At 38.2% G+C, this 26210-nt stretch carries 31 protein-coding genes and 2 riboswitches; of the genes, 25 read left to right on the top strand and 6 right to left on the bottom strand.

The features are described from left to right. Nucleotides 1–63: 63 nt before the first annotated feature. The 7 genes from AC4G3N_RS13000 (at nucleotide 64) to AC4G3N_RS12970 (ending at nucleotide 7994) form a co-directional block, all read left to right on the top strand. Nucleotides 64–822 (top strand): WecB/TagA/CpsF family glycosyltransferase, encoded by a 759-nt coding sequence (locus AC4G3N_RS13000; protein ID WP_491090317.1) that lies wholly within the window; start codon nucleotides 64–66, stop codon nucleotides 820–822. A 13-nt stretch (nucleotides 823–835) separates the two neighbouring features. After that, entirely contained in the window at nucleotides 836–1753 is a 918-nt protein-coding gene (locus tag AC4G3N_RS12995; RefSeq protein ID WP_066101547.1) for a glycosyltransferase family 2 protein, read from the top strand. A gap of 66 nt (nucleotides 1754–1819) precedes the next feature. Further along, nucleotides 1820–2464, top strand: coding sequence for a CatB-related O-acetyltransferase (locus AC4G3N_RS12990; protein WP_066101544.1), 645 nt, complete (start codon nucleotides 1820–1822; stop codon nucleotides 2462–2464). Nucleotides 2465–2523: 59 nt separating this feature from the next. After that, the gene (locus tag AC4G3N_RS12985) at nucleotides 2524–4185 is read left to right on the top strand and encodes a right-handed parallel beta-helix repeat-containing protein (protein ID WP_140461152.1); all 1662 of its coding nucleotides are present in this window, start codon (nucleotides 2524–2526) and stop codon (nucleotides 4183–4185) included. A gap of 45 nt (nucleotides 4186–4230) precedes the next feature. After that, entirely contained in the window at nucleotides 4231–5667 is a 1437-nt protein-coding gene (locus AC4G3N_RS12980; RefSeq protein WP_491090316.1) for an O-antigen ligase family protein, read from the top strand. Then, nucleotides 5664–6827 (top strand): NAD(P)-dependent oxidoreductase, encoded by a 1164-nt coding sequence (locus AC4G3N_RS12975; RefSeq protein ID WP_066101538.1) that lies wholly within the window; start codon nucleotides 5664–5666, stop codon nucleotides 6825–6827. Before AC4G3N_RS12980 ends, AC4G3N_RS12975 begins: the two co-directional genes overlap by 4 nt. Before the next feature lie 27 nt (nucleotides 6828–6854). After that, nucleotides 6855–7994 (top strand): glycosyltransferase family 4 protein, encoded by a 1140-nt coding sequence (locus tag AC4G3N_RS12970; protein WP_140461153.1) that lies wholly within the window; start codon nucleotides 6855–6857, stop codon nucleotides 7992–7994. A gap of 47 nt (nucleotides 7995–8041) precedes the next feature. On the opposite strand, the gene AC4G3N_RS12965 is transcribed toward AC4G3N_RS12970, so the two are convergent. From AC4G3N_RS12965 to AC4G3N_RS12955, 3 genes are all read right to left on the bottom strand, one after another. Next, nucleotides 8042–8236, bottom strand: a complete 195-nt coding sequence (locus tag AC4G3N_RS12965) for a DUF3813 domain-containing protein (protein WP_066101532.1) — start codon at nucleotides 8234–8236, stop codon at nucleotides 8042–8044. Continuing rightward, nucleotides 8237–8377: a competence protein gene (locus AC4G3N_RS12960; protein WP_066101530.1), complete on the bottom strand. Its 141-nt coding sequence runs from the start codon at nucleotides 8375–8377 to the stop codon at nucleotides 8237–8239. A 77-nt stretch (nucleotides 8378–8454) separates the two neighbouring features. Then, entirely contained in the window at nucleotides 8455–9273 is an 819-nt protein-coding gene (locus AC4G3N_RS12955) for a Cof-type HAD-IIB family hydrolase (protein ID WP_066101526.1), read from the bottom strand. Nucleotides 9274–9403: 130 nt separating this feature from the next. On the opposite strand from AC4G3N_RS12955, the gene AC4G3N_RS12950 reads away from it, so the two are divergent. From AC4G3N_RS12950 to AC4G3N_RS12935, 4 genes are all read left to right on the top strand, one after another. After that, nucleotides 9404–10168: a prolyl oligopeptidase family serine peptidase gene (locus tag AC4G3N_RS12950; RefSeq protein WP_066101523.1), complete on the top strand. Its 765-nt coding sequence runs from the start codon at nucleotides 9404–9406 to the stop codon at nucleotides 10166–10168. Between the two features lie 71 nt (nucleotides 10169–10239). Then, nucleotides 10240–10548, top strand: a complete 309-nt coding sequence (locus AC4G3N_RS12945; protein ID WP_066101520.1) for a metal-sulfur cluster assembly factor — start codon at nucleotides 10240–10242, stop codon at nucleotides 10546–10548. Between the two features lie 150 nt (nucleotides 10549–10698). Further along, nucleotides 10699–10800, top strand: a riboswitch (TPP riboswitch). Between the two features lie 65 nt (nucleotides 10801–10865). Next, nucleotides 10866–10968, top strand: a riboswitch (TPP riboswitch). Between the two features lie 222 nt (nucleotides 10969–11190). Next, the gene (locus AC4G3N_RS12940; RefSeq protein ID WP_257468970.1) at nucleotides 11191–11325 is read left to right on the top strand and encodes a hypothetical protein; all 135 of its coding nucleotides are present in this window, start codon (nucleotides 11191–11193) and stop codon (nucleotides 11323–11325) included. Nucleotides 11326–11520: 195 nt separating this feature from the next. Beyond that, nucleotides 11521–11979 carry a GNAT family N-acetyltransferase gene (locus tag AC4G3N_RS12935; protein ID WP_491090315.1) on the top strand — a complete coding sequence of 153 codons (459 nt, stop codon included), beginning with the start codon at nucleotides 11521–11523 and terminating at the stop codon, nucleotides 11977–11979. Between the two features lie 117 nt (nucleotides 11980–12096). On the opposite strand, the gene AC4G3N_RS12930 is transcribed toward AC4G3N_RS12935, so the two are convergent. Then, the gene (locus AC4G3N_RS12930) at nucleotides 12097–12747 is read right to left on the bottom strand and encodes an MOSC domain-containing protein (protein WP_225983662.1); all 651 of its coding nucleotides are present in this window, start codon (nucleotides 12745–12747) and stop codon (nucleotides 12097–12099) included. A 238-nt stretch (nucleotides 12748–12985) separates the two neighbouring features. On the opposite strand from AC4G3N_RS12930, the gene AC4G3N_RS12925 reads away from it, so the two are divergent. From AC4G3N_RS12925 to AC4G3N_RS12895, 7 genes are all read left to right on the top strand, one after another. Further along, nucleotides 12986–13192 (top strand): twin-arginine translocase TatA/TatE family subunit, encoded by a 207-nt coding sequence (locus AC4G3N_RS12925; protein WP_066101510.1) that lies wholly within the window; start codon nucleotides 12986–12988, stop codon nucleotides 13190–13192. A 535-nt stretch (nucleotides 13193–13727) separates the two neighbouring features. Next, nucleotides 13728–14765: an N-acetyl-gamma-glutamyl-phosphate reductase gene (gene argC, locus AC4G3N_RS12920; RefSeq protein WP_066101507.1), complete on the top strand. Its 1038-nt coding sequence runs from the start codon at nucleotides 13728–13730 to the stop codon at nucleotides 14763–14765. 25 nt (nucleotides 14766–14790) lie between these two features. Beyond that, complete coding sequence (gene argJ / locus AC4G3N_RS12915) at nucleotides 14791–16017, top strand: bifunctional ornithine acetyltransferase/N-acetylglutamate synthase (protein ID WP_066101503.1); 1227 nt, start codon at nucleotides 14791–14793, stop codon at nucleotides 16015–16017. Nucleotides 16018–16031: 14 nt separating this feature from the next. Continuing rightward, nucleotides 16032–16802, top strand: a complete 771-nt coding sequence (gene argB, locus AC4G3N_RS12910) for an acetylglutamate kinase (protein ID WP_139891437.1) — start codon at nucleotides 16032–16034, stop codon at nucleotides 16800–16802. Continuing rightward, on the top strand, nucleotides 16802–17965 hold the full coding sequence (argD, locus tag AC4G3N_RS12905; RefSeq protein ID WP_139891436.1) for an acetylornithine transaminase: 1164 nt from the start codon (nucleotides 16802–16804) through the stop codon (nucleotides 17963–17965). Before argB ends, argD begins: the two co-directional genes overlap by 1 nt. Before the next feature lie 57 nt (nucleotides 17966–18022). Then, a complete protein-coding gene (argF, locus tag AC4G3N_RS12900) occupies nucleotides 18023–18985 on the top strand; it encodes an ornithine carbamoyltransferase (RefSeq protein WP_140461155.1) in 963 nt (320 codons plus the stop codon). Between the two features lie 46 nt (nucleotides 18986–19031). Continuing rightward, nucleotides 19032–19217: a YjzC family protein gene (locus AC4G3N_RS12895; RefSeq protein WP_066101493.1), complete on the top strand. Its 186-nt coding sequence runs from the start codon at nucleotides 19032–19034 to the stop codon at nucleotides 19215–19217. A 25-nt stretch (nucleotides 19218–19242) separates the two neighbouring features. Here AC4G3N_RS12895 and AC4G3N_RS12890 read toward each other — a convergent pair whose 3' ends face one another. After that, a complete protein-coding gene (locus AC4G3N_RS12890) occupies nucleotides 19243–19434 on the bottom strand; it encodes a YjzD family protein (RefSeq protein ID WP_066101490.1) in 192 nt (63 codons plus the stop codon). 264 nt (nucleotides 19435–19698) lie between these two features. Between AC4G3N_RS12890 and AC4G3N_RS12885 the strand changes: the two genes are divergently transcribed. The 3 genes from AC4G3N_RS12885 (at nucleotide 19699) to AC4G3N_RS12875 (ending at nucleotide 21498) form a co-directional block, all read left to right on the top strand. Then, the gene (locus AC4G3N_RS12885) at nucleotides 19699–20421 is read left to right on the top strand and encodes an alpha/beta fold hydrolase (RefSeq protein ID WP_077247958.1); all 723 of its coding nucleotides are present in this window, start codon (nucleotides 19699–19701) and stop codon (nucleotides 20419–20421) included. Nucleotides 20422–20480: 59 nt separating this feature from the next. Continuing rightward, nucleotides 20481–21233 (top strand): Rossmann-fold NAD(P)-binding domain-containing protein, encoded by a 753-nt coding sequence (locus tag AC4G3N_RS12880; protein WP_491090314.1) that lies wholly within the window; start codon nucleotides 20481–20483, stop codon nucleotides 21231–21233. 76 nt (nucleotides 21234–21309) lie between these two features. Next, on the top strand, nucleotides 21310–21498 hold the full coding sequence (locus AC4G3N_RS12875) for a ComZ family protein (protein WP_066101485.1): 189 nt from the start codon (nucleotides 21310–21312) through the stop codon (nucleotides 21496–21498). A gap of 7 nt (nucleotides 21499–21505) precedes the next feature. Here AC4G3N_RS12875 and AC4G3N_RS12870 read toward each other — a convergent pair whose 3' ends face one another. Beyond that, nucleotides 21506–21751: a hypothetical protein gene (locus AC4G3N_RS12870; RefSeq protein WP_139063793.1), complete on the bottom strand. Its 246-nt coding sequence runs from the start codon at nucleotides 21749–21751 to the stop codon at nucleotides 21506–21508. 185 nt (nucleotides 21752–21936) lie between these two features. Here AC4G3N_RS12870 and AC4G3N_RS12865 point away from each other — a divergent pair, with 185 nt between their 5' ends. From AC4G3N_RS12865 to AC4G3N_RS12850, 4 genes are all read left to right on the top strand, one after another. Next, a complete protein-coding gene (locus AC4G3N_RS12865; protein WP_066101479.1) occupies nucleotides 21937–22872 on the top strand; it encodes a beta-ketoacyl-ACP synthase III in 936 nt (311 codons plus the stop codon). 33 nt (nucleotides 22873–22905) lie between these two features. Then, the gene (gene fabF, locus AC4G3N_RS12860; RefSeq protein WP_139891431.1) at nucleotides 22906–24147 is read left to right on the top strand and encodes a beta-ketoacyl-ACP synthase II; all 1242 of its coding nucleotides are present in this window, start codon (nucleotides 22906–22908) and stop codon (nucleotides 24145–24147) included. A gap of 121 nt (nucleotides 24148–24268) precedes the next feature. After that, nucleotides 24269–25039, top strand: coding sequence for a DUF2268 domain-containing putative Zn-dependent protease (locus AC4G3N_RS12855; RefSeq protein WP_066101474.1), 771 nt, complete (start codon nucleotides 24269–24271; stop codon nucleotides 25037–25039). A gap of 105 nt (nucleotides 25040–25144) precedes the next feature. Next, complete coding sequence (locus AC4G3N_RS12850) at nucleotides 25145–25906, top strand: YjbA family protein (RefSeq protein WP_066101471.1); 762 nt, start codon at nucleotides 25145–25147, stop codon at nucleotides 25904–25906. Nucleotides 25907–26210 lie beyond the last annotated feature (304 nt).

The raw sequence follows: 26210 nt of genomic DNA, 5'->3' as shown, positions 1-26210 counted from the left end.
TTCATTGAGTTTATAATGAGCAGATAAATGGACTGAAAATAGGGGTTAAGGAGACTGATCCAAATGAAAAAGTCCCATTTGGGCAATGTTGCAATGGATATCTTTAATATAAAGGAAGGCTTATGTGTGATAGAATCCCGTCTCATAAACAAAAAGAAAGCAGCAATCTATTTCTTAAATGCCCATTGTTATAATATCGCGCAAAGGGACAATGATTACAGGGAAATCATCAATAGAGCTGACTTTTTGCTGAATGACGGCTTTGGGATTAGATTAGGAGCTAAGTTGTTCGGTATCCAGCTTAAGGAAAATTTGAATGGGACTGATTTTATCCCAATGCTGTTGCAATTAGCGAGCGAAAAAGAGTACAGTGTGTTTTTGCTTGGAGCAGGTCCTGGCGTTGCTGAACTAGCTAAACAAAATATACAGGCAGTCATGCCGAATATTAAGATTGTTGGACAACGGAGTGGATATTTTAGTGATGAAGAGAATCAAGAAGTTATTCAGCAGATTAACGATGTATCGCCAGATATCTTAATTGTTGGCAGAGGAGTGCCTATCCAAGAAAAATGGATTGACCGGAATAAAGATGTACTTGATGCTAGAGTCATACTTGGCGTTGGCGCTTATATTGATTTTGCATCAGGTCGGATCCCGCGTGCTCCTAAGCTTATAAGGACCTTGAAGATGGAATGGGTGTTCCGTCTTATGTTAGAACCGAGACGCATGTGGAGGAGATATTTGATTGGCAATTTCCAGTTTTTTTATTACACCGTCAAAAATAAGTTGTTAGTTAATCAGGAAGCGGAGATCCAACGCTAATAGAGGAAGGAATATGGTGCGTATGAAGCCAAAGGTTTGTACGATAATTGTGAATTTTAATGGTACGCAAGATACGATTGCTTGTTTGAAATCACTGAACAATATAACATATGCCAATCATGAAGTAGTTGTCGTAGATAATGCTTCAAAAGAGAATGCTAGTTTAAAAGAATTTATAGAAGAGTCCAGGTTCCATTTTCTTGAACTGGGTGGGAATCACGGATTCGCCGCTGGGAATAACAAAGGGATTCACTATGCGCTTAGCCATATTGCTGATATTGACTACTTTCTCTTACTAAACAATGATACAGAAGTTGATCCCTATTTTCTTGAACCGCTTGTAGCTGAATGTGAGAAGGATAAAGAAGTTGGTGCTTGTTGTTCCCATATCAATTACCACAGTAAACGCAATAAAACATGGTATGGGGGCGGAGATATAAAGTGGTTAACAGGACGAGTACTGCATAAAACATTGGAGAGGAATGGAAAAATAGCTAGTGATGAGAATTTTCTAACTGGTTGTGTGTTTTTATTTCCGGTGGACATTCTTGATAAAGTTGGGTACTTGAATGAAGATTATTTTCTTTATTATGAGGATGCAGCCTATAGTCTTGAAATAAGAAAGGCTGGATATAAATTACGATATGTCCCTGATTCACTTGTTTTTCACAAAATCTCAGCAACTACCGGCTATCGTTCACCTCTCTCCAATTATTACGGAACAAGAAATAATTTGCTGTTTATGTCCATTTATGCCAACAAGTTAAATTTTCTTCTATTTTTAATGTTCTTTATCGGCAAAAATTTTGTTAAATACTGTTGGTATATTTTAAGGGGCAAACAATTTAAAAAGGTTGCGTTTGCCATCCAAAAAGCATTCTCCGATTTTGCTGCGTCAGCAAGCGGAAAACGTGAATATCCTTTTATGTAATAAATAAAGGAGGAGCTCATTATCAAATTTTTATATGGTCTGATCCCCCATTCGCTGAAAAGGGGATTGAGAGTCTATATATTTAAGAAGAATAATAAGTCAGTATTTATTGGTCCTTATGTTGAAATAGATCCGGCAACAACAAAGGTCGGAAAAAATTGCGCAATAAATTTATACACAAGTATTTCGAAGACAACTATTGGTGATTACACCTATTTTTCTGCTAACTGTAGTATCATGCATGCCAATATAGGTTCCTTTTGTTCGATAGGTCCAGACAGTAAAATCGGTCTCGGCAGTCATCCGACTGACTTCATATCGACATCTCCCATTTTTTATTCCACCTCAAAGGTGGTTAATAATATCAATTGGGTAGATCGGGATTACCATGTGGAATTTAAGAAAGTGAATATTAGAGATAACGTCTGGATTGGGGCAAATGTCTTTATTATGAATGATATCGAGATAGGTGAAGGAGCGATTTGTGCCGCAGGTTCTGTCATTACAAAGGATGTTCCACCTTATTCCATAGTGGGAGGAATACCTGCAAAAGTATTAAAATATCGCTTTGATGCCAATACGATTGAACAGTTGCTAGAGTTACGATTATACCAAAGAAGTGAAGAATGGCTTAAGGAAAATTTATGCGGTGCCATTACACCGGAAGAATTGCTAAATAAGGAAGTCACTAAGACGAAATCAATAATTTAAGAATACAAAGATTTGACTGAATTTATTAAATGGCAATCCACTAAAAGGGAGTAGACTAAATGATGCCCATACTTATACAAGTTCGTTTGACTTCACTATTGAAGGATACGAAATTTTGGTTAGTTATCTTGATTGTTATGAGTGCTCTTTTTTTTCTAGCTGTCCAAATCAAGCCCCCTGATAAGACAGATGGATTGCCAGAATCATCAGTTGATGAGGTGGCCAAGTCAATCGACCTTCAAGAGGAGATCGACCAGGTGAGTGCCAATGGGGGAGGGATTGTTAACGTGCCTAAAGGCGTTTACGAAGTCGATACAAAAATTATTTTAAAGTCAAATGTCCACTTAAAAGGTGAAGGGATAGGAAAAACCATTCTTAAGCTAAATCTAGAAAAGAGTAAAGGTACACCGGATGATTCTTCTATTCTCGTATCAGAATCGAATGCTCAAAATATTAAAATCAGTGCTTTAACATTTAATGGGGAGAAGGAAAAACGGGAAAAGCAAATTAATGACGGATATTCTCATACAGTTGTTTTGCAATTTGTGGATGGCTTTGATATTAGCGAGGTTGAAGTTGTTCGTTCTCCTAGTGCCTCTATCATGCTCTTTAATACGAAAAACGGAAAGGTCAGAGATTCAAGAATCATTGATGGGGGCTCAAATGGAATAATCGGGTTGCAGAGTACGGAAAATGTCCAAATCATGAATAATATCATCAACCACACCGATCATCAAAATGGTATATTCATCAGTTATCAGGAAGGAAAGTCCAGTCATAATATCACCATTGAGGGAAATAAGGTCGATGATGCCGGTGATTTTGGGATTGAAGTCGGGCATCTTGTTGAAGACGGCCATGAGCAGCATGAAAATATTGTTGTTCGAAATAATGAAGTGACTGGCTCACGGAATTCAGGGATTGCCTTTCGCACAGTCAGCGATGGGGTAATTGAAAACAATACAATTAAAGGCTATGGAAAAACAGGCGGATACGGTGGAGATGGCATCTTTGTAGAAGGCTGGAAGAATAAGTCCGTAAATGTCAAAGTTTTGAATAATAGGGTTGAGCAAACATATAACACTGGTGATGCCAATGCTATTTACGTGACAGGAATGGACAATACAATCATTGAAAATAATGAAATCATCGCCAGCAGAGGGAAAGGTTTATTCATTCAAGCATCCAAGATTGGAAAGCAGACAGGAGATTTTCCAGATGGAATCAGGCAATTCAATGACATTACTGTTCAGGGTAATCGGATTGCTGATGGGCGTAAGGAAGGAATCCACATCCAAGGTTATAAGGCGCACGGAATCAGCATTTCTGATAACGAAATTAGCCATAACCAGTCGACGGGACTCTTCATTGCAAATTTAAACGTAATGAGCTCTGGTCTTGAAGTAAGAAAAAATCAAATAAGTGAAAATGGGCTGGCTGGGATTGAAATGTATAGCCAGGAGGATTTTCTCCTTGAAGGGAATTATTTAAAAAATAATGGAAAAAAATCCGAGGAACTGAAGAACCGATCTGCAGTCGTTCTCTCTCATGTTGGAAATGGCAATCTTAATCAAAATACATATGAAGATGACCAAAAATTGCCGACGCAGAAATATTATTTACAGATAGCAGAAGCTACAGCAACAGTCAGTCAAGAAAATATGGACTTCATTGGTACTAATCCAAGATTAAGAAATAGTACGGCCCATTACTTAGAATAGTCATTGGAAATCATAACGGTGGAGTTCCTAAAAGGAGGGGGATCGGTGAACAGCTTGCTCATGAACACCAATAATCGGCAGTTTATTCAAATAGCAATGGCGGTCATTCTTGCGATGGTCGTTGGAGTCTTTGCTGCCTTACCGCTTGTCTATTTACCTATCATCATATTGATTATAGCGGTCATTTTTTTCTTTCCATTATCAGTTGAGAGAATTTTCACCTTCATTGCCCTGTCCATTTTTATTGACCGATCGTTTATTACCTTTCAGGGATCATATATACGGATCTTTCAAATATTGTTTCTAGCATTATTTTTAAAGTTTGCGATTGAATATTTGCTCTCTAGACGGGAAATTGTACATGCCCCCTTATTTATCCTGATTAATTTATGGGTCTTCAGCTATTTTTTTAGTATTGGCCATTTAATCAGTGTGGGGGATTTCTGGGAATCTGTCGTTGGGCAACTATTTTTGAACCTATTCTATTTTATTTCTGTGCAATGCATCTATAGTAAAGGACTTTCTTACTTTGACAAGATTTTGAAATACACCATTATTTCGGGTGTTATTGTAACTTTTGTCGGAATCCTGCAATGGATTGGATTCTTTTTTGGATTTGAATTTGGGCTCAGCCATTATGAAGAGATAGGAATTCCTAGACCTTCATCATTTGCCCATGAACCTGACTGGTATGGCTTATTTGCCGGATATTCCGCTGTCTGGTTTGTCGTGATGTATTTAAGAAAGGATTCCCGTTTATTTTCACAGCTCTTTATTTTGATTGGCATGTTTATGTGTTTTGTAGGTGTATTTATCAGTATGGCCAGAGCAAGCATTCTATCCTTAATTGTAGCAATACTCTTTATTTTAATTATCACAAAAAATATGAGAGCGATTAAACTGCTTGCCAGTTCAGCCATTATTATGATTGTGGGGGCGATGGTACTCTTCATCATAAACCAGGACATTTTCATGAACGTATATGATCGCTTCAATCCAAGCACAAGTCTTGAAACCGACCAGGGAGCAGCAGACAGCCGGTTTGCATCAATCCAGCTGATGCTTGATTATATCCCGAAGCATCCGCTAGTCGGCAATGGCAGCGGCGGAATGTCGGAATTATCAATGAGAGATGATATTAGGCAGGAGTATATTTATGGAGGGGAATTAAACGCTGGGAAAGGGAATGCCAATATTTTTTTAACCGTATTGTTTGATACGGGTATCATTGGTCTGATTATTTTCCTGCTGATTCTTGGAAGGGCCGCCTGGATGATTCTGTCTGTTTATCATAAATCTAATTTCATACCTCTTGGCTTTTTAGCAGCTAGTATTTTTATCTTAGTTGATTTCAATTTCAATAATGGATTTAGAATGGGATTCGTGTGGTTTCATGCTGCTTTAATTGCAAGCTATTTCCTTCTCATAAGAAAAGAAAAGAGAAGACTTAATACCATACCGGGGGGAGAATTGGATAGATGATGAAACAAAGAGTGGGCATTATCGGAAGCGGGTTTATTGGGAAAGGTTTAGTAAATGCACTACATTTATTTAATGATATAGAAGTGACAAAGGTATTAACAAGAAGTAGGGTAGATACTCGAGGAGATTACCGATATCCTGATTTACTGACCCATTCAGTCGATGAGGTGATTGAGCATTCAGATGTAATTGTTGAGTGTACAGGGGATGTTTTGTTTGGCACCGATATGATTGCTAAGGTGATGGAAGCAGGAATTCCTGTCGTGACAATGAATACGGAGCTGCAAGTTACAACAGGCTCCTATTTTGCCAAACGAGGTTACATTACAGAAGCAGAAGGAGACCAGCCTGGTTGTTTGGCGGCTTTAAGAGAAAATGTTCTTCAGATGGGATTTGAACCAATGGTTTTTGGCAATATAAAAGGATTTTTAAATCCTAATCCTTCACCCAAGGATATGCTTTATTGGTCGAATAGAAATAAAATCAGCTTAGAGATGGTTACCTCGTTTACTGATGGAACGAAAGTGGAGTTTGAACAAACACTTGTGGCAAATGGGCTTAATACAAAGTTTTTGCCATCAGGGATAATGGGAATAAGCGCGGAAGATTTACAGGAGGGGGCTAATGCACTCGCATTAGAAGCCGATCAATTAGGATATCCAATCAGCGATTATGTTCTGTCGTCAAAGGCTCCTGCTGGGGTATTTATTACGGCTAAGCATTTGGATATGCAGGGGCAGCGTAATGCACTTCAATATATGAAGCTAGGGGATGGTCCTTATTATACGATTATCCAGCCTTTTCATTTATGCCATCTTGAAGTGGTCAAAACAATAAGAAGGGTTTTTGAAAAGAAAGAAGTATTATTAAATAATAGCTGTTTTCCATCCTATAGCATGGGATCGATTGCTAAGAAGAAGCTGAATATTGGAACTGTCATCAATAGAGGCATTGGAAGTTTTGAAGTGAGAGGGAAAGCGTTAAAGATTGAAGATGAGCCTAACCATATACCAATTGGACTCTTAGATTCGGTAAGGATTATAAAACCTGTAGAAGAAGGGGAAATACTGACCTTCTCACATGTTGAAATAGACGATAGTCTGGCCTATAGGGCATGGATGGAAATAAAAGAACAGTCCATATTATTGCAGGAAATTTAATGAATATATGAGAGGATGTGAATCATCATGAGAGTTCTCCATGTCATCAGACAATACAAACCAGTTATTGGCGGTATGGAAAATTATGTGGAAAACTTGGCCGTCCACCTAAAAGAAAGAGGGATTTATTCGGAAGTATTAACGTTAAATGCAGATTTTTCAAATGGTGAAAAATTTTCCGATTCTGCCATTATAAATGGGATTAAAATCAAGAGAATTCCTTATTTCGGTTCGCGGAGATATCCTATTGCGTTATCTGCTGTCAACTATATCTCTGAATTTGATTTAATTCATATCCATGGGGTTGATTTCCTGCTCGATTACTTAGCTGGATTAAAACCATTTCATAAAAAAACGATGATTCTCTCTACACATGGCGGGTTCTTTCACACGAAGAAGTTTTACCTTTATAAAAAGCTTCACTTCCATACTGTAACGAAGTATAGTTTGAAGAATATGAAATGGATTGTCGCTGTCAGTGAAAATGATTATAAATCATTTCGACCAATCTGTCCTGAGAGGCTAGATTTGATTGAATGCGGAATAAACTTTGACCATTATCATACGATTGCAGAGGAAAATGGGTACCCGAATCGGTTTATCTTTGTTGGAAGATTCTCGAAGAACAAACGAATAGACAAGCTTCTGCTTTTGATTAAGAAGCTGAAGGTAGAATTCCCAGATGTGCACCTATCCATTGTGGGAAGGGATTATGATAACTTAAAGGGAGAGTTAGAGAAACTTATCGATGAATATGAAATTGGAAATCATGTGGCTATTTGTGAGGCATTATCTGAAGAGGAACTCCTCGAGGAAATGGCCAAGGCGTCCTATTTTATATCCGCTTCCGAATATGAAGGTTTTGGGTTATCTTCATTAGAGGCGATGGCAGCGGGAAGGGTAGCATTGCTGAACAATATCCCCTCCTTTGAAAAAATGATTCAGGATGGCAAGAATGGCTATTTGTTGTCTTTCGATGATGTCGATTCTGTTGAACAAAAGGTTAAGGAAGTTTTATTCAACAAAGATATGGAAAAAGTCAGGCGGGCAGGAGTAGAGAAGGCTAGGCAAAATTCTTGGGGAGCAGTAGTGGAAAGGTTCATTGATTTGTATGAATCTATTCATAAAGAGGCAAATGATACCCATTCAAAATTGGCAAGCAAGTGAAATAAAGAGAGGGCGCAAGGAGTGTACCTTGGTGCCCTCTCTTTTTATTATTGAATGCTGTTTTCTAGGGAGTCAAGCACATCTTGCATTTGATGGAGTTGCGCCTGCTCAGCCAGTGTTGAATTCGCAAATGCAGAAGATAGCTCATTGCGTGCTTTAGTGATTAGTTCCTGTTGATTAGAGCTTTCTATCTGTGCCAATTCCACAGCTTTTTGAGCCCGACTAAATAATTCATTGCGCATTTACAGTCCTCCACAGGTAGAAGAATCTTGATTCTCTTCAGCCTCAGCCATCGTTAAACGATATGGGAATCGCTCACTATGTTTAGACACAGCCGTTTTACCTTGTTGAACAAAGCGCTTTGATTTATTTCTTTTTCCCATGGAAGTACCTCCTGCATTCAAGGTGTGACTCGAAAGGAAGAGTCATATCTATCATAACCAGACGGAGATTATGTTAGTCACGCAGATTTTATATTAAATTTCTCTTCAAGGAAGACTGCAATTCCATCTTCCTCATTTGATAATGTAATGTGATTAGCAACATTTTTCAGCTGTTCAATACCATTTCCCATGGCTACGCCGGTTCCTACATAATCAAGCATTTCTAGATCATTATCTTCATCGCCAAATGCGATAATATTTTTTCTGGAAATTCCTAAATCTTTTGATACCAAATCAACACCAACTGCTTTGCTCATTCCATTTCTAACGATTTCGATGACATGCCATGGATCTGCCCAGCGTCTGTGATCAATGACTTCAGCATGGACATCCGAAAGGTGTTTCCTGATTCCGGCGACATCATTTTCATCGGAATGAATAAGCATCGAAGTAGGGGAAGCCTGTAGAAATTGGCGTAGATCACCTGTAGTTATATTGCTGCTGCCGTGATGCAAAATATCAATTAATTTTTCATCATGGTAATGGAAATACACATCATCCTTTACCTCGGCAATAATATTGTGTAAACGATAATCGTCCATAGCTTCCACAATGTCTTTTGCCACTTTTATATCTAGCGGCGAATGATGCATGCCCCAGCCTGTATGGAGGGGATGGTGAATAAAAGCTCCATTAAAATTCACAATCGGGGTTTTAAATTGCATTTCACGATAATAAGGTTCACTGGATCGGTATGGTCTCCCAGTAGCAATCATCACTTCATGACCATTATTTTGTAATGTTTGCAATACTTTTTTAGTACGTGGAGAAATGGTTTTATCATCTTTCAATAATGTTCCATCTAGATCAAGTACAATTAAATGTTTATCTGACATATGGCTCTCCTTCTAAAATTATAAGTTGAATTAATTCCATTTAGATTCCTATTTTATATATCATAACAAGTATAGCCGTTTAATGGTATCGTTTGGTTTGTAAAAAAATATATAGAGAAGGGGAATAATAATGATACAAGTAGAGAAAGTATATGTTGAACATATTCCAATGCTTATAGTAGGTAAGCAGGATATGAATAATGTACCTCTCCCCGGATTTATTTTTCTTCACGGTTTTACCAGTGCAAAAGAGCATAATCTGCACTATGCTTATCTTCTGGCGGAAAAGGGGTTTAGAGTATTTTTGCCTGAAGCATACTTGCACGGTGAACGAGAGGAACGGGACATGAAGAAGGATTTATCGAGTTCATTTTGGAAAATTGTTATTTCCTCTATAAAAGAATTGCATATGATCAAAAAATATATTACAGAGCATGGATTAGCGATTTATGATTGTATTGGTCTTGGCGGTACATCTATGGGTGCAATCACGACACTTGGCGCACTAACTCAATATGATTGGATTCGTGTGGGAGTCAGTCTGATGGGAAACCCGGAATATAAAGAGTTTGCGCAGTATCAAGTGGAGGAATTTGAAAAACAGGGGATTGATTTAGGGTTTACGGAGGAAGAGAAATTGAAAGTATTCAGTACTCTTGAAGAACTTGATTTATCCTTGCAGCCCGATAAACTAAATAATCGCCCTCTTTTCTTCTGGCATGGGGAAAAGGATCCTATTGTACCGATTGCAGGTGGCCGTGCGTTTGTTGAAAACCTCCAGGAAAAAGTAGATTCTGGCAGAATTACTTACATATCTGATAAGACGGCCGGTCATGCTGTTACTAGAAGTGGATTACTGCAGGCCGTTAACTGGATAGAAGAGAATCTTGTATAAGGATTAAGAATGGTCAGATTAAGTGAAATTTGGTAGGATTGAAACAAGAACGTTGAGGAAGGAGATTTAACATGGATCAAGATATGAAAGATAGCCTTATGAGTGCATTGGAAGAAGTTTTGGACCCTGAATTGGGAATTGATATAGTAAACCTAGGCCTAGTCTATAATGTCGATATGACCGACGAAGGCGATGTGACAGTAACGATGACCTTAACCGCGATGGGCTGTCCATTGGCAGGTACCATTGTCGATCAAGTACGTTATGCATTAAAGGAATTGCCTGAAGTGAAAAACGTAGAAGTAGACATTGTTTGGACACCGGCATGGACAAAGGATCGTATGTCACGTTATGCGAAAATTGCCTTGGGTATACAATAATAAAGATTGAATATATTTGGAGAGCTGAGTTTAAGGCTCTCTTTTTTATGAAAAAAAATATCTTTAAGATATTCAAATATCAACTGGGTTAATAGAATCGGTTGGTCCTATTGGAATTGGTTTTTATTTCTGATAAAGTTAAAATAATCAAATTATTTGCAGGGGGACTCTTGTTACGAGTTGAGAAGGTTAAAACCTGACCCTTTGAACCTGTCAGTTAATACTGGCGCAGGGAGCATGAAGTACATAAGTCTACTCGATATGTGCGAAAAGCTCTTTTAAGATGTATAGAAGAGCTTTTTTGTTTCCAATTAAATAGTTGATTGCGGGGGGACTCAAATTGCGAGTTGAGAAGGTTAAAACCTGACCCTTTGAACCTGTACAGTTAATACTGACGTAGGGAGCGATAACATCACTTTGTTGATGCGAGACCCTTTTTTAGTATAGGAAATACCTGGTGCAGATGGAGTGGCTGTTGTTTCTGCTATTGCTTTAAGTGATTATCCACTTCAAGCGGTCGAATCGTTTAAGCAGCAGTTTGTATGTTAAGTATCATGAAATGAATTAGGGTTTATGGGAAGGATAAAAGTGAAAGAGTGAGAATTTCTTCCGCTATTATTCTTGATAGGAGGCATAACAAACATGCGTGAATATGACCTAGTCCAATTAAATGAAGAACAGGTAAGGCAATTAAATGAGTACCAGGAAAAACTCAGCGAGCAATTAGGCCAAGATATTATTCTGATTGCTTATCATGATGAGGAGGAAAGCATTTAATTCCTGTAAAAAGGCGATCAGCTATATAGCAATGAATCGCCTTTTTACATATTAGAAAAAAGATTTGGTGAATTGATCAAGAATATAGGAAGATTATAGATAGATGGTTTACAGTTAATATAGGTATTTATGAATCCTAAAACCATGCACAGAAGAGAAGGATAGAAGAAGGGATAGAGAAGAGTGATAGGGAATATGCGCATATGTACGGAAATTACCGAAAAACACTGGCGGTTGTTAATGGAGGCAGATCCTTCAAGACAGCAAATCGAAAAATATAGCGATACAGGCTATACCTTTGAACTTCTTAGTGATGATGATATAGCAGGAATTATTATTGTAACTCCAAAAACAACGGAACGAGTAGAAATTATGAATCTATCCGTAGATGAAAAATGGCGGGGCAGAGGATATGCGAAGGCACTGATTGAGTATGCTTGTTCGTTTTCAGCTGCCAAAGGGTATCGCATCGCAGAAATAGGTACTGGAAATTCCAGTATCTATCAACTTGCACTCTATCAAAAGGTTGGTTTTAGAATTATGGGTATCGATCATGATTATTTTAGTAGGAATTATCCTGAGCCAATCTATGAAAATGGTATGTTATGCCGGGACATGATTCGTTTAGAAAGAAAACTTCAATTAAATAAGTAGTAGGTAGTAGCGCATATCATTTTGGGAAGTGATTTCATATTTGCAGTTTATCTATAAAATGAAGAATTAGAGACTGGGCATATGAATGTGACGGCCAGTCTCCATAAAAGATGTATATTATTTAGCCGAAGCTAAGACCCTACTAAATTTCTCTTTCCAGCTTTCTGATAAAGCATCGACGGAAAGGATACTTTGGATGGCCTCTCTATTGCTGGAGTCATGATGCATAATTTGATTGGCATATGCAATCGTAATGCTCTGTGGGGCTCGATCGATAATTTCAATGACAGAACCTTTAGTAAGGATACCCTCCTCCAAAACTCGTAAATAATAGCCCGAATAGCCACTTGCTCTAATCCAAAAAGGTAATTGGTCTATATTATGCCGAGCGGCAATTTTATAACAGGGTTCCCGTGGTTGGGTAACTTGAAATAGGCAGCCATCTGCCTTAAGAATGTCGCCAATCCTAACCTTATCCTCCGTTAATCCAAATATAGTTAAATTTTCTCCAAAATCCCCTGCTTTAAATAATTGTCCGATTTTCTCTGACCAGTAAGGGTAATGTTCTGAGGGATATACACATATTGCTTTATCAGGACCTCCGTGATGATTAAGGTCACTTTGTTTATCACCTTCTAAGTTGGTCTTTGAAACATGTATGGGATGGTGGACTTCATCTTTATAGATAGCAGATTGTACAATTTTACTCTTATAATGCAGAGATGCAGGTTTTCCTACACGTATTGACTCGATTGTTCCGCTGATCAAGCTAATCCCCTCTCTCATCTTTATTTCTTTAATAATAGCAAAAATAAAGACAGTCTATTCCGCATAGACGCAACTTATTACAAAATTAAAAATAGTGCCATACCCTTAGGGAAAAGTATACCTGGCAAACTAATAATAAGGAAATTCCATTATTTGTTTTTCAATGAAGAGAATGGTAGGATAGCTATGTGAACATGCTAATGTTTAGTAGAGATAGATTGAGATGGGAGAGAATAATATGTTTTCAAATATTGGAGTACCTGGGCTTATTCTTATATTAGTTCTCGCATTAATGATATTTGGGCCATCAAAGCTTCCTGAAATAGGAAGGGCATTTGGGAAAACATTAAAAGAGTTTAAAAATGCTACAAAAGATATAATAGAAGATGATGATGAAGTTAAAAAGAACAATAAGGTCAATATTGAGAAAACGCCAAATCCTTAATGTTTCATAAAAATTAAAAAGTACTATGATAAACCACCCTTTATTTTGCAGGCAGGGGTGGTTTTTAGTTTCTTCCTAGAGTAGTGCCCAAAGATGCAGCAATATATAGAGTACACGGTAATGAGGATATAGTAGTAAAAGACAATCTTTTTATATAACTATGTATAAAGGAAACTCCATTTTGAATCTTTTTTCAAAATGGAGTTTTTATTTTTTTGTTAAATGAATAGCTTTTAAAGCGACGAATAAATAATTAGGTCATTATTTAACCTGTCTGGCAGTGAATAACAGCATTTGTAGACTATAAAATGAAAGGTAAGGGGTAATTGTTTGAAAAATTTATGGAAAAGTAATCAAGGTCATAATACTACCTTTGACATAGTTTAATGATGATGAAGTTATATATTTTGAACTATATACATTAGGCAGATGACTATTTTTCTGAAAATAAATAAAAATACATTTGATTTTATAAATATACATACTATAATAGATAGATATTACAGAATATACAATCAATGGATGGGGTGGAAACATGAATGTATCTGTTGTAGGGGCTACAGGATATAGTGGAATGGAATTAATACGTTTACTTTCGAGTCATCCAACATTCCATTTAACGGCTGTATATTCATCTTCGAGTGCAGGTAATCGACTTGATCATGAAAATAGACAGCATTTTGGACTGATTCCCCATGTTTTAAGTGAAGTGGATCCAGGGCTAATTGCTAAACAAAGTGAACTTGTATTTTTGGCAATGCCCAGTGGCGTATCAAAGGAACTTGTTCCGGAACTGTATAAGAAAGGCTTGAAAATTATAGATTTATCCGGAGATCATAGGTTGAAAAGCGGAGAATTATATGAAAAGTGGTATAAAGGATCACCGCCATCAAACGATTTATTACAAAATAGTGTGTATGGACTATCTGAATGGAATCGGGCAGCAATCCGTGAGAGCCGTTTAATCGCAAATCCTGGCTGTTACCCGACAGCTACTTTGTTAGGATTGGTTCCGCTTTTATCAAATGAATTAATTGAATCATCTGACATTATTATTGATGCTAAATCAGGTGTTTCAGGAGCAGGTAAAAAGAGTAATGATTCGAAACATTATGCCCATGTAAATGATAACCTATCAATCTATAAAGTACATCAACATCAGCATATACCTGAAATAGAGCAACAATTATCAGAATGGGACTCTGAGCTGGCGCCTATTATGTTTACTACTCATCTCATTCCTATGACACGTGGAATAATGGTGACGATGCATGCAAAGGTAAAGCCTGAAGTAACAGCTGAACATATTCATAATGCTTTTCTAACAGCTTACCAAAATGAATTCTTTATTCGTTATAGGGGTGAAAATAGCTTTTCATCGACAAAGGAAGTGTATGGCTCCAATTTTTGCGATATAGGTTTCAGAATGGATGAGAGGACAGGAAGAGTCACCGTCGTTTCTGTAATTGATAATCTCGTCAAAGGAGCAGCAGGCCAAGCGATTCACAACGCAAATATTATGATGGGACTTGAAGAAACAGAAGGTTTACGTTTTTATCCAGTCTATCCTTAAGGAACAAAGGGAGTGGAGATAATCTATGAAGGTGCTAATGAATGGGGACATTAAGGCAGTAAAAGGAGGTATTCTTATACCAAAAGGGTATCAGGCAGAAGGAATCCATGCAGGCTTACGCTACGCGCGTAATGATCTAGCTATTTTATATTCGACTGTTCCAGCGAATGCAGCAGCCGTATATACGTTAAACACTTACCAGGCAGCTCCAATCCTTGTTACTAAGGAAAGTTTGAAAATAGAAGGAAAACTGCAGGCAGTCGTAGTAAATAGTGCGTGCGCTAACGCTTGTACCGGAGAACGTGGATTGAAGGATGCCTATTGTATGCGATCACATGTAGCGGATAAATTACACATACCTCCGTCCTACGTGGCGGTTGCTTCTACTGGAGTGATTGGTGAATTTTTAGAGATTGATAAGATATGCACTGGAATTGAAAATATTCATTTGACAGATCAGGAGGCGGGAGCTGAACATTTTGAAGAGGCTATTCTGACAACGGATACAAAGACCAAGAGCTGTGCTTTTCAAACTATAATCGATGGGGTTGTCGTTTCAATGGGAGGAGCGGCAAAGGGATCTGGCATGATTCATCCTAATATGGCAACGATGCTTGGGTTTATTACAACGGATGCAAATGTGGAACAGAGTTCCTTGCAAAGAGCATTAAGAACTGTGACAAATGTTTCGTTTAATCAAATTACAGTCGATGGAGATACTTCAACCAATGATATGGTTGTTGTTATGGCAAATGGAATGGCAGAAAATCAAATGCTCTCTGAAAAGCATCCGGAGTGGAATCGCTTTGTATATTTATTAAAAGAGGTTTCCGAATCGTTGGCAAAACAAATCGCGCGTGATGGTGAAGGTGCCACCAAGCTGGTTGAAGTGGTTGTAAAAGGAGCAGAAACAGACCAAGAGGCTCAAGCACTTGCAAAAACAGTCATAGGATCAAATTTAGTGAAAACAGCTGTTTATGGGGCCGATGCCAATTGGGGCAGGATTGTCGGAGCGATGGGGAGAAGCAATATCCCTTTTAATCAGGACCGGGTAAGCATTTTTTTCGGACCGGTGGAGGTTCTCCATTTTGGTGCACCCATTATTTTTGATGAGGAAAAAGCTCGTGATTATTTACTAGGCAATGAAGTCCAAATCAGAATCGAATTGACAGATGGACTCGGCACCGGAACTGCATGGGGATGCGACCTTACGTATGATTATGTAAAAATTAATGCAAGCTATCGAACTTAAGGGGAGATGTTTGGATGAAGATAATTGTTGTCAAATGCGGGGGAAGCATTATTGATCAATTAACCGATCATTTTTTCAATAGTTTAAGGGAACTGGAGGATAAAGGATATTCCTTTGTATTCGTCCATGGGGGCGGACCAGATATAAATGATATGCTCGCTAAATTTGAGATCCCTGTTCAGTTTGAAAAGGGTTTAAGAAAAACATCTGTCAAGGTCCTTGAGATAGCAGAGCTTGTCCTTGCTGGGAAGACGAATAGGCAGCTTGTGCATAAATTACAATCAAAAGGGTTTCAAACAATCGGAATAAATGGGTCGGACGGATTCATATTAGAGGCGGAGTATATTAATAAAGCAGAGCTTGGTGAGGTAGGAATGATTAAAAAGGTAAACAGCCATCTTTTAGAGAGTCTGTTATCGAATGGGGTCTATCCCGTACTCACCCCGATTTCCATGTCAAAAGAAGGACGAAAGCTTAATGTAAATGCAGATTCCGCTGCTGGTGCTGTTGCGGCAGCCCTAAGAGCTGAAATGTGCATTTTTATAACGGATGTCAATGGAATAAGGAATGGTACAAAAACCATTGAGCATATAACAGAATCAGAAATCACCCAAATGATTGATCAGGGAACGATATATGGTGGGATGATTCCAAAAGTGCAGGCTGCTTTATCTGCTAAAAAGCAAGGTGCGTCAACAATATTAATTACAAGCGGTGTATCCAGATTCTTTGCTGATGAAAAATGGCAGGGTACATTCCTTGGAGCTGAGGAGAGGGTGATGTGATGTCTGCGCTATTACCGGTCTACAAAAAATGGGATATCACACCAATAAAAGCGGATGGCTCATGGATTGAAGCAGAGGGCGGAAAGAAATATCTTGATTTTACATCCGGTATTGGTGTGGTTAATCTCGGGCATAAAAATGATGAAGTCAAAAAATCTGTCGAGGCACAAATGGAACTGTTCTGGCATACGTCCAATTTGTTTCAGCTTCCCATCCAGGAAGAAGTGGCATTAAAGCTGAACGAGCTTACCGGATTGGATGGTGTTTTCTTTTGCAATAGCGGTGCAGAAGCAAATGAAGCGGCACTAAAGCTGGCCAGAAGAGCAACTGGAAAAACGAAAATCATTACATTCCAACAATCTTTTCACGGTCGTACATTTGGAGCAATGGCTGCTACTGGACAAAGTAGTATCCATGATGGATTTGGCCCATTACTGGAAGGCTTTGTTTATGTTCCATTTAATGATATTGATGCAGTCCATAAGGCTATAGATGAAGATGTGGCGGCTATTATGGTAGAGATCATTCAAGGTGAAGGCGGGATTATTCTTATTGATGAGGGCTTTTTAAAGAGTATTAACCAACTATGCAATGAGAACAATATATTGCTGATTATTGATGAAGTTCAAACGGGAAATGGGAGAACAGGCTATCCTTATGCTTATTTAAAGTATAAGGGAATCAAACCGGATATTGTGACCACAGCTAAGGGTCTTGCTAATGGTCTGCCCATAGGTGCGATGGTAGCCAAAAAAGAGCTGAAAGAATCATTCGGCAAAGGTGTTCATGGTTCTACCTTTGGCGGAAATCCAGTATCATTGGCGGCAAGCAAAGTGGTGTTGAATCAAATAAGCAATCCTCAATTTTTAGCAGAAATCAGAGATAAAGCTGAGTGGTTTATTAGTGAACTGAAGATAGCAGCCGAGGATATCCCGGTTATAAAAGAGATCAGGGGAGAGGGTCTGATGATCGGGATTGAATTAAAGGAAGAAGTAGCTCCCTATATTAAACAAATAATTGAACATCAATTATTTGTCTTACCAGCCGGCTCGCATGTGATTCGTTTGCTTCCTCCGTTGACTGTTTCACGAGATGAGCTTTTATTAGCTTTAGCCATTTTAAAGGAAGTATGCAAAACCAATCTAACAATGACGAAGGCCTAAGTTATCTGATGCCTCGTTCGTATAGTCTATAAATTTCAAGTGAGAGGAAAGGCAGATATGAAACTACTGTATGGAACTAAACGAATAATCAGTCAAAAAGATTTTTTATCCATGGAAGCCATTACGGCGCAGCAATTGAATGAATTATTGGAGCTCGCAATGGATTTAAAAGAAAGGCTAAATAAAGGATATTTGGATACCCCATTAAAGGGGAAAATATTGGGGATGATCTTTGAAAAAAATTCAACAAGGACACGGGTTTCTTTCGAAGCAGGCATGCTTCAGCTAGGGGGTCATGCCATTTTCTTAAGTAGAAATGACACGCAGCTTGGCAGAGGTGAACCGATTTCAGACACAGCACAAGTGTTATCAGAATATGTGGATGCAATCATGATACGTACTACTGGCCATGATAGAGCGGAAACATTGGCAACAAGCTCCAGTGTGCCGGTTATTAACGGATTGACTGACCTTGAGCATCCATGCCAGGCATTGGCTGACTTGTTAACTATTAAGGAAGAGAAAGGAACTCTCCAGGGAATCAAGCTCGCTTATATCGGTGATGGGAATAATGTTGCCAATTCTTTGATGATGGCTGCTGTTAAATCGGGTATGCAAATTGCGATTGCAACGCCTCCTGGTTATGAACCAGATCCTCTTTTGGTCGAGAAAGCTATGACTGAAGCAATAATCAATGGAGGGAAAATAGAACTGTTTCACGATCCAGAGGCTGCTGTTAAGGAAGCTGATGTTATTTATTGTGATGTTTGGACCAGCATGGGCCAAGAAAAAGAAAATGAAAAAAGGCTGGAAGATTTTAAAAAATTTCAGGTAAATGAGCAATTGGCTGCTGGCGCCAAACTCGATTATTTATTTATGCACTGCTTACCAGCACATCGCGGTGAAGAGGTGACATCTTCCATTATTGACTCATCTAATTCCATTGTCATTAAACAGGCGGGAAATCGTTTACATGCTCAAAAAGCACTTTTGGTTGATTTAATGGTCAAACCTAACTAATAGTTGAACAATAATTGGGGATTCTAGAACAAAAGGAGGGATTTTTTTGGGACAGAATCGTCATTTTAAACATGGACAAAAGGCACCAAATAATGGTGAATATATCGAAATAGGGGAGACTGGCAGCAATGTCGTTAACCCAAAGAAGATTAAGCTGAAAGCAGGAGAGTATTTTCCTGAGACAACCAATGATGATCGTCATTGGACATATGTATCAAAAAAGGGCCGCTAATTAGCGGCCCTTTTTTGAAAATGAATTAATGTCCGGATTCCTGTACCGGATCATTTGGTATTACAGCTGAAACCACTAAAATTAATAGGGTAATGACCACACTAAGAATGGAAGCTGTATTGAAATCGTATTTACCGCCTTCAACCATTGAGCTTGTTACATAAATCACCATATGTGTTAATGCAAATGTCCATATAAATGTCAAAATATATTTCAATTTTCTCACCCCGTTCATCTACAATCCGTTATTATTTTATCATACCATACGTAACACTGGAAACAATTTAAATTATTTAGGTAAATATGGTTTGTACTTTATTACTTTGGGTTTTATCATAACATAGCCCAAAATGCAATTGATTATGAATACAAGTTAAAAAATAAATGGTTATTCTAAGCAATCAGAGAGATAAATAGCCCGGACAAATTGATTTATAGTGACATACATTAACATGGACTAAGGTTATTTGAGGGGAAAGCTATGATAAATCACAAAACGTTTCAACTGAATAAAGAATGGACAACCATTTTTTACCCGGAACAACCGAGTGGCTTTGCCATTATGTTACTCGGTGGAGATAAGCATTATATAAATGAAAAAGCTAATTTTTGGCTGGATCATCCAGGCAAAAAACAAATGCTTGAGTATCTGTTGAAGAGAGGGTATACGGTTTTTAGCTCTTATTTATCCGGTGCGCATTGGGGTAATGCTGAAGCTGCAGATTTAGCTATGGAAATGTATGCATTTTTTATCCGCAAGGAAATCGTAAACGAAAGAATTCATATCATAGCGGAAGGAACTGGCGCGTTGGTGTTAGATACAATTTGTCATAAATTAAAAGAAAAAGTACGATCTGTTGTATTATTAAATCCCATATTATCCGTAAAACAGAGCTATGAAAAAGAAGAAATAAATAAATTTTTCTTTAAGAAAATGAAAAAAGAATTGTACCAAGCCTACCATTTGGATGATCATACATTTAAAGAATGGATGGAGAAGAAGCCGGATACGACATTAGGAAAAGATATGCCGGTCTTAATCGTGCACGTCCTCGATAGGCTGGAAAGCAACCTGCCGGTTAAATATAGCTCATTCATTAACAATCATCCTTCATCAGAAATTAAGTATATTACACCGGAAAAAAGATATATTATTCCTTATCAAATCAATTCCTTTTTTAAAAACCATGAAAAAGATTTATAAATCTGAATAACCCTCGGGTTGGTTTAATACATTTATATAAACCGACAGGGGGTTTTTATATGCCTGAACATATTATTCTGTCTCCGTATTCCTTTGTTGGATTTGAGATATGCAATAGGTTAATGGAAGAGGGTGTAGAGGTTATTGGGGTGGATCTACCTGTTTTGGTCGATCCAAAAGAAAAGGAAGAAAAAGAATTATTTTTAGGTAGAAATTCAAATTTCAAAGTAAAGAAACATGATCAGGTTATTAATGAAATAAAGGATGGCTATTTTTTTTATATTACTGATATGGATAATGAGTGTGAAAAATGGCTTGAATATGTAGAAAAAATCCCTAAAAAAATTGAGGATACGTTTATTTATGTAGGTATGGATAAAGAGGGATTGGTTAACAAGGATATTCCTAATCGAGTGGATACCACTATCATATTGCCAACCGTATACGGTCCATGGCAGCCGGAAAATACCGTCTTTTACAATTGTCTTAGTCAATCTCAATTTCCTTTTGAGCTATATGATTTAGAAAACAAAAGAGATGCTATCTATATAAGCGATGCCATTACAGCTATTTTTGAAATATCAAAATTTGAGCATGGAATCTACCAGGTTCAATCTGATATAAAAGAACATTGGCACCTTTTATTAAAAGAGCTTGGTTATCGGATTATCGCAGAAACTGGTGAAAAGCGAAATCCTGACCTTCAAAAGCTGAACATTAGGGAATATTTAGCGGTAACAAAAATATCCCCGCATGTGGGGATCAATTTAGTTAAGCAGCATATAAAGATTAGGAACCTCATGAGCTATTAGAATACTTTTTATATAATCGCCCCTTTCTATCATTATTAAGGGGTTTTTACAATTATTTGGAAAGGCGGTGGTTAACATGAAGAGGAAGCTTGAATATATGGCAATGGGCATGAAACACTATTCAGAAATCAAAAAGAAATTAAGTGAAGCGGGCTTAGATATAGATCGTCAACAATTACAGCCATTTATGGACATTTTCTTTACGGTTATGGATGAGGCTTATGAAAAAGGATATAAAGATGGTCGTTTAAAAAAAGGTGAGTGAAAGTCCTTCACTTGATTAAATTTGTAAATTTACTTATAAGGGATGGAATCTTTTTGAAATAAGGACTCAATTCGCTGATAGTGGACATTAGAACATCAGATTGTTCCATCAGTCTAGTGAAATCAATATTGGATGCTTGCTGTTCTTCAGGGGGAGGATCTTCCTTCGCCTGATTTTTCGTATGACGATCACCAAACATAAATCGATTAAAAGCCTCCTGATTGTCTGACCTGTTTCTATGATCATTGTTCAAGACATTCACCTCGTTTTTCACATATTCTTACTAATTAATGTATGTTGATATTGCTGGCTTGTATGGACATTCATTCATCTTTTTCGGAAAATTTGTTGCAATAAGGATTGATTTCTTTTAGAATTAGTACCAAGTCATAATATCAAATAATATAATCAGATGAATATAGCAAGAGGGGTGTAAGGATGAATGCTGGCATAATCGGAATTGGCAAATATCTTCCTGAAAACGTGGTAACAAACTTTGATTTGGAAAAAAAGATTGATACGTCAGATGAATGGATCCGAACACGCACTGGAATAGAAGAAAGAAGAATTGCCGATGATACCGTTGATTCTTCACATATGGCCTACGAGGCAGCAGTCAGGGCGATGGAGAATGCTGGAGTGACTGCTGAGGAAATTGAATTAATTCTAGTGGCAACTGTCACACCGGACCAATCCTTTCCTACAGTTTCCTGTATGATTCAAGAAAGATTGGGCGCAGTTAATGCAGCAGCTATGGATATTAGTGCAGCCTGTGCAGGATTTACCTATGGAATTGTAACTGCAAGTCAATTTATTAGGACAGGCAGCTATCGCACAATCTTGGTAGTAGGTGTGGAAAAGCTTTCAAAAATTACGGATTGGAATGACCGTAATACGGCAGTACTATTCGGAGACGGAGCAGGAGCAGCAGTATTGGGTCCTGTCAGTGATGGAAAGGGCATTCTATCTTTCGAGCTTGGAGCGGACGGTTCTGGTGGCATTCATTTAGAGAAAAAGCAAGATTATCTCACGATGAATGGCCGGGAAGTGTATAAGTTTGCAGTTAGACAAATGGGTGAATCATCCATCAATGTTTTAAATAAAGCAGGTTTGACAAAAGAGGATGTAGACTTTTTAATTCCGCATCAAGCAAATATACGAATTATGGAAGCTGCGAGACAAAGATTGGAGCTTCCAATTGAAAAGATGTCCAAAACGATTCATAAATATGGCAACACATCGTCATCTACTATTCCGATTGCGCTTGCTGAAGAAGTGGAAGCAGGAAAAATAAAAGACGGTGATTTGCTCGTATTAGTTGGTTTTGGAGCCGGTTTAACATGGGGAGCAGTTGCGATGCGATGGGGCAAATAAGAAAAGCCGAGATTAACTCAAGGAGAGATTGTAATGGAGAGTAAACGTGTAGTTGTGACAGGTATGGGGACCATATCACCTTTAGGCAATACTATCCGGGAGAACTGGGAAAACTTAGTGGCCGGAGTTTCAGGAATCGGGCCATTAACCAGAGTTAATGCGGATGAGTACCCTGCTAAGACAGCGGGGGAAGTAAAAAACTTTGAGATAACAGATATTATTGATCGGAAAGAAGCTAGAAAAATGGACCGGTTCACCCATTATGCGATTGCAGCATCAAAAATGGCAGTTGAGGATGCTAAATTGGAGATTACTCCTGAGAACGCAAATCGTGTTGGTGTATGGATTGGTTCCGGAATTGGCGGCATGGAGACATTCGAACAGCAATATGAAACATTTCAAAAAAGAGGCTATCGTAGGGTCAGTCCATTTTTTGTGCCGATGCTTATTCCGGACATGGCTGCAGGACAAGTATCCATACTTCTCGGAGCTAAAGGGGTAAATTCCTGTACGGTGACAGCATGTGCTACAGGAACGAATTCAATCGGAGATGCGTTTAAAGTTATCCAGCGCGGTGATGCGGATGTGATGATTACAGGAGGTGCGGAAGCCCCTATCACGAAAATGTCTGTAGCTGGTTTCTGTGCGAATACTGCTTTATCCTCTAACCCAGATCCTAAAACATCAAGCCGTCCATTTGATAAAAATCGAGATGGATTTGTTATTGGAGAAGGTTCAGGCATTCTCGTACTTGAGGAATTATCACATGCAATTGCGAGAAATGCGCCGATATATGCTGAAATTGTCGGATATGGATCAACAGGGGATGCCCATCATATAACCGCTCCAGCCCCTGAAGGAGAAGGTGGCGCAAGAGCGATGAAAATGGCTATTGATGATGCAGGTCTTGATCCGGAACAGATTGATTATATTAATGCTCATGGAACAAGCACAGAATACAATGATTCCTATGAAACGATGGCCATTAAAACAGTCTTTGGTGATCACGCTTATAAACTGGCAGTAAGTTCAACAAAATCGATGACCGGTCATTTATTGGGAGCAGCAGGTGGCGTTGAAGCAGTCTATACGGTTTTGGCAATCAAGAATGGTATCATTCCACCGACTATTAATCTTGAAACACCGGATCCCGTGTGTGATCTTGATTATGTCCCGGGTGAAGCAAGAAAACGCCAAGTTGACTGTGCGATGAGTAATTCACTTGGATTTGGCGGCCACAATGCCACAATCGTTTTTAAAAAATATAACGGATAGAAAACTTCAAGCGGCCTCTCTTTTTGGATCATCTACCAAAAAGGGAGGCTATTTTGATTCCCATAAAATATATCCTTTCATATAATGCTCTATTCAAATATAAACAGGATAGGTGAATGGGATGGGAGTTATCAGAACGGATAAATGGTTGGAGGAGTCCTTTAATGATCGGTTAAAAATAGAAGAGAATATTTTAGACACAGTAAATATGCGAGAACATGTTCTAATTGAAGTTTTAAATAGAATTGGCCTATACCAGCCCAACCTAAAAACAAACAAGACATATCAAAATATGAAGGAACGGAAGGTGTGGCATAGAATCGCACTTTATCATAAAAAATATAAAAAAGCATGGGATGGTCCGGATATTCCTATTTTCCTATTTCCGATGGCAAGTGAAGTGTTCAGCTTATTTCGCTCTCCCAATAAACATAAATCAGGGATTGCTTTCATTGATAAATTGTTTTTATTTATATCGGAGAAGGTGAAGGATAAAGAACTGGAAGCTCTATTTGTCCATGAATATCATCATACAACGAGATTGGAATCCCTGGGGGGGCAGGTTAAGCATAGATTGGCAGACTCTATTATTATGGAGGGTCTTGCAGAATTTGCGGTATCAGAATATTGCGGTGAATCGTATTTGGCGCCTTGGATAACCAATTATCAAACGAAGGAAATCGAAGAACTGATTACAGAAAAATTCAAACCGAACTTTGATATGAAGCGATCTGATCCCCTTCATGATAAGTTGTTATTTGGGCATGGTACAATGCCAAAAATGGCCGGATATGCGGCAGGTTACAAACTTGTAAAGGATTATGCAGATCTTCATTCCATGAAGACTAGGGATATGATTGGTCTTTCTACTGATAAAATAATCAATGGATAATTCACTATGCAAAGAAAATCAATTTGCCACTCATACAAGGAATATTTTACAGGAAACTTGCCTATAATGATTGACAAATAGGATAGAAGTGAGGGATATTCGGGAATGTTGTATCTCCATGATGTTTGGGTAAATTGGTTTGAAGGTGAAGAAAACAGTTATAACATTTGCAGCTTTCACGAGTGGAGGAAAGAGGATACGGTTGAGTTACTTGACCAGGTTCCGCTTTTGAAGTTGGAGCCGGTTCTTTTTCACTACATTGAAAATGATTTATTGGAATTGCCTTCAAGTCTTCTACAGGATGTTTATAAGAAGGCGTATATTCGGAAGAATCATGAAAGACTTCCGATGGATTATTGTTTTGTTGCTACAGATGGGACAGGCATCATTGCTATTGATACGATAGGATACACCATACCAATCCGAAAGAGTAGATTAATTCCAAGGCAGGAGCAATTGGCTTATGATATGGTACGTAATGTGGATGCGCATCAGTATGACTATCAGTCAATGATTACAGATTATCAGAAGAAAGAGTATCATATCCTTTCCCCATCTCCTGATTTTATGCTGGGGTTAACACGCAAGGAACGTCAATTAAAGCAATTATTGTTCATGGTACTTGATCAATTAAAAAGTTCAAGCAATACAGCTGAAATTCGTTATTGGTATACAGAATGGGCGCCTGAACAATATTCCACAGTTTTAAAAATGGATTTTGATGAAATATGGCACAAGCTATACTCGGAAATGAAGATAGGCTGGTCAGAAAAACACGCCATGTTATGTGAACGTTTAATAAAAGGCCAACCATTTTTCGAAAAGCTCTGGGAAATAGAAGTAGGAGATCGACCATCCATGCTGTAATGGATGGTTTTTTTTATATAAAAAGCTTATGACTCAAGCTCCTAGGAGCCGAAGCTAGATTAAGTAAAAAGCTGAGGCGACTGTTCAGCTCCGACAAGCATAAGAGGAGGCACGTAGGGAGGCGCTCTTTCCTCCCGTAGTGGCTACACTTATGACCTCGAGGAGCTAGGAGCCGAAGCTAGATTGAATAAAAACCTGAAACTAACTTAAGGAACGAAGACTAAAAGCGCCACATCGTGTGGCAACGTCTTTGTGACCAACATCCTGTTGGCCTCCGCAGAGTATTTGCTTATGACTCGAGTTC

It is taken from the genome of Bacillus sp. z50 (assembly GCF_058313585.1).
Note: the sequence above shows the minus strand (reverse complement) of the source record. Positions and strands in the feature narration are given on the sequence as shown.

Coding starts and splice junctions, on each gene's coding strand:
- AC4G3N_RS13000 (WP_491090317.1), top strand. CDS start 64: ATGAAAAAGTCCCATTTGGGCAATGTTGCAATGGATATCTTTAATATA.
- AC4G3N_RS12995 (WP_066101547.1), top strand. CDS start 836: ATGGTGCGTATGAAGCCAAAGGTTTGTACGATAATTGTGAATTTTAAT.
- AC4G3N_RS12985 (WP_140461152.1), top strand. CDS start 2,524: ATGATGCCCATACTTATACAAGTTCGTTTGACTTCACTATTGAAGGAT.
- AC4G3N_RS12975 (WP_066101538.1), top strand. CDS start 5,664: ATGATGAAACAAAGAGTGGGCATTATCGGAAGCGGGTTTATTGGGAAA.
- AC4G3N_RS12970 (WP_140461153.1), top strand. CDS start 6,855: ATGAGAGTTCTCCATGTCATCAGACAATACAAACCAGTTATTGGCGGT.
- AC4G3N_RS12965 (WP_066101532.1), bottom strand. CDS start 8,236: ATGCGCAATGAATTATTTAGTCGGGCTCAAAAAGCTGTGGAATTGGCA.
- AC4G3N_RS12960 (WP_066101530.1), bottom strand. CDS start 8,377: ATGGGAAAAAGAAATAAATCAAAGCGCTTTGTTCAACAAGGTAAAACG.
- AC4G3N_RS12955 (WP_066101526.1), bottom strand. CDS start 9,273: ATGTCAGATAAACATTTAATTGTACTTGATCTAGATGGAACATTATTG.
- AC4G3N_RS12950 (WP_066101523.1), top strand. CDS start 9,404: ATGATACAAGTAGAGAAAGTATATGTTGAACATATTCCAATGCTTATA.
- AC4G3N_RS12945 (WP_066101520.1), top strand. CDS start 10,240: ATGGATCAAGATATGAAAGATAGCCTTATGAGTGCATTGGAAGAAGTT.
- AC4G3N_RS12940 (WP_257468970.1), top strand. CDS start 11,191: ATGCGTGAATATGACCTAGTCCAATTAAATGAAGAACAGGTAAGGCAA.
- AC4G3N_RS12935 (WP_491090315.1), top strand. CDS start 11,521: ATGCGCATATGTACGGAAATTACCGAAAAACACTGGCGGTTGTTAATG.
- AC4G3N_RS12925 (WP_066101510.1), top strand. CDS start 12,986: ATGTTTTCAAATATTGGAGTACCTGGGCTTATTCTTATATTAGTTCTC.
- argC (WP_066101507.1), top strand. CDS start 13,728: ATGAATGTATCTGTTGTAGGGGCTACAGGATATAGTGGAATGGAATTA.
- argJ (WP_066101503.1), top strand. CDS start 14,791: ATGAAGGTGCTAATGAATGGGGACATTAAGGCAGTAAAAGGAGGTATT.
- argB (WP_139891437.1), top strand. CDS start 16,032: ATGAAGATAATTGTTGTCAAATGCGGGGGAAGCATTATTGATCAATTA.
- argD (WP_139891436.1), top strand. CDS start 16,802: ATGTCTGCGCTATTACCGGTCTACAAAAAATGGGATATCACACCAATA.
- argF (WP_140461155.1), top strand. CDS start 18,023: ATGAAACTACTGTATGGAACTAAACGAATAATCAGTCAAAAAGATTTT.
- AC4G3N_RS12885 (WP_077247958.1), top strand. CDS start 19,699: ATGATAAATCACAAAACGTTTCAACTGAATAAAGAATGGACAACCATT.
- AC4G3N_RS12880 (WP_491090314.1), top strand. CDS start 20,481: ATGCCTGAACATATTATTCTGTCTCCGTATTCCTTTGTTGGATTTGAG.
- AC4G3N_RS12875 (WP_066101485.1), top strand. CDS start 21,310: ATGAAGAGGAAGCTTGAATATATGGCAATGGGCATGAAACACTATTCA.
- AC4G3N_RS12865 (WP_066101479.1), top strand. CDS start 21,937: ATGAATGCTGGCATAATCGGAATTGGCAAATATCTTCCTGAAAACGTG.
- fabF (WP_139891431.1), top strand. CDS start 22,906: ATGGAGAGTAAACGTGTAGTTGTGACAGGTATGGGGACCATATCACCT.
- AC4G3N_RS12855 (WP_066101474.1), top strand. CDS start 24,269: ATGGGAGTTATCAGAACGGATAAATGGTTGGAGGAGTCCTTTAATGAT.
- AC4G3N_RS12850 (WP_066101471.1), top strand. CDS start 25,145: ATGTTGTATCTCCATGATGTTTGGGTAAATTGGTTTGAAGGTGAAGAA.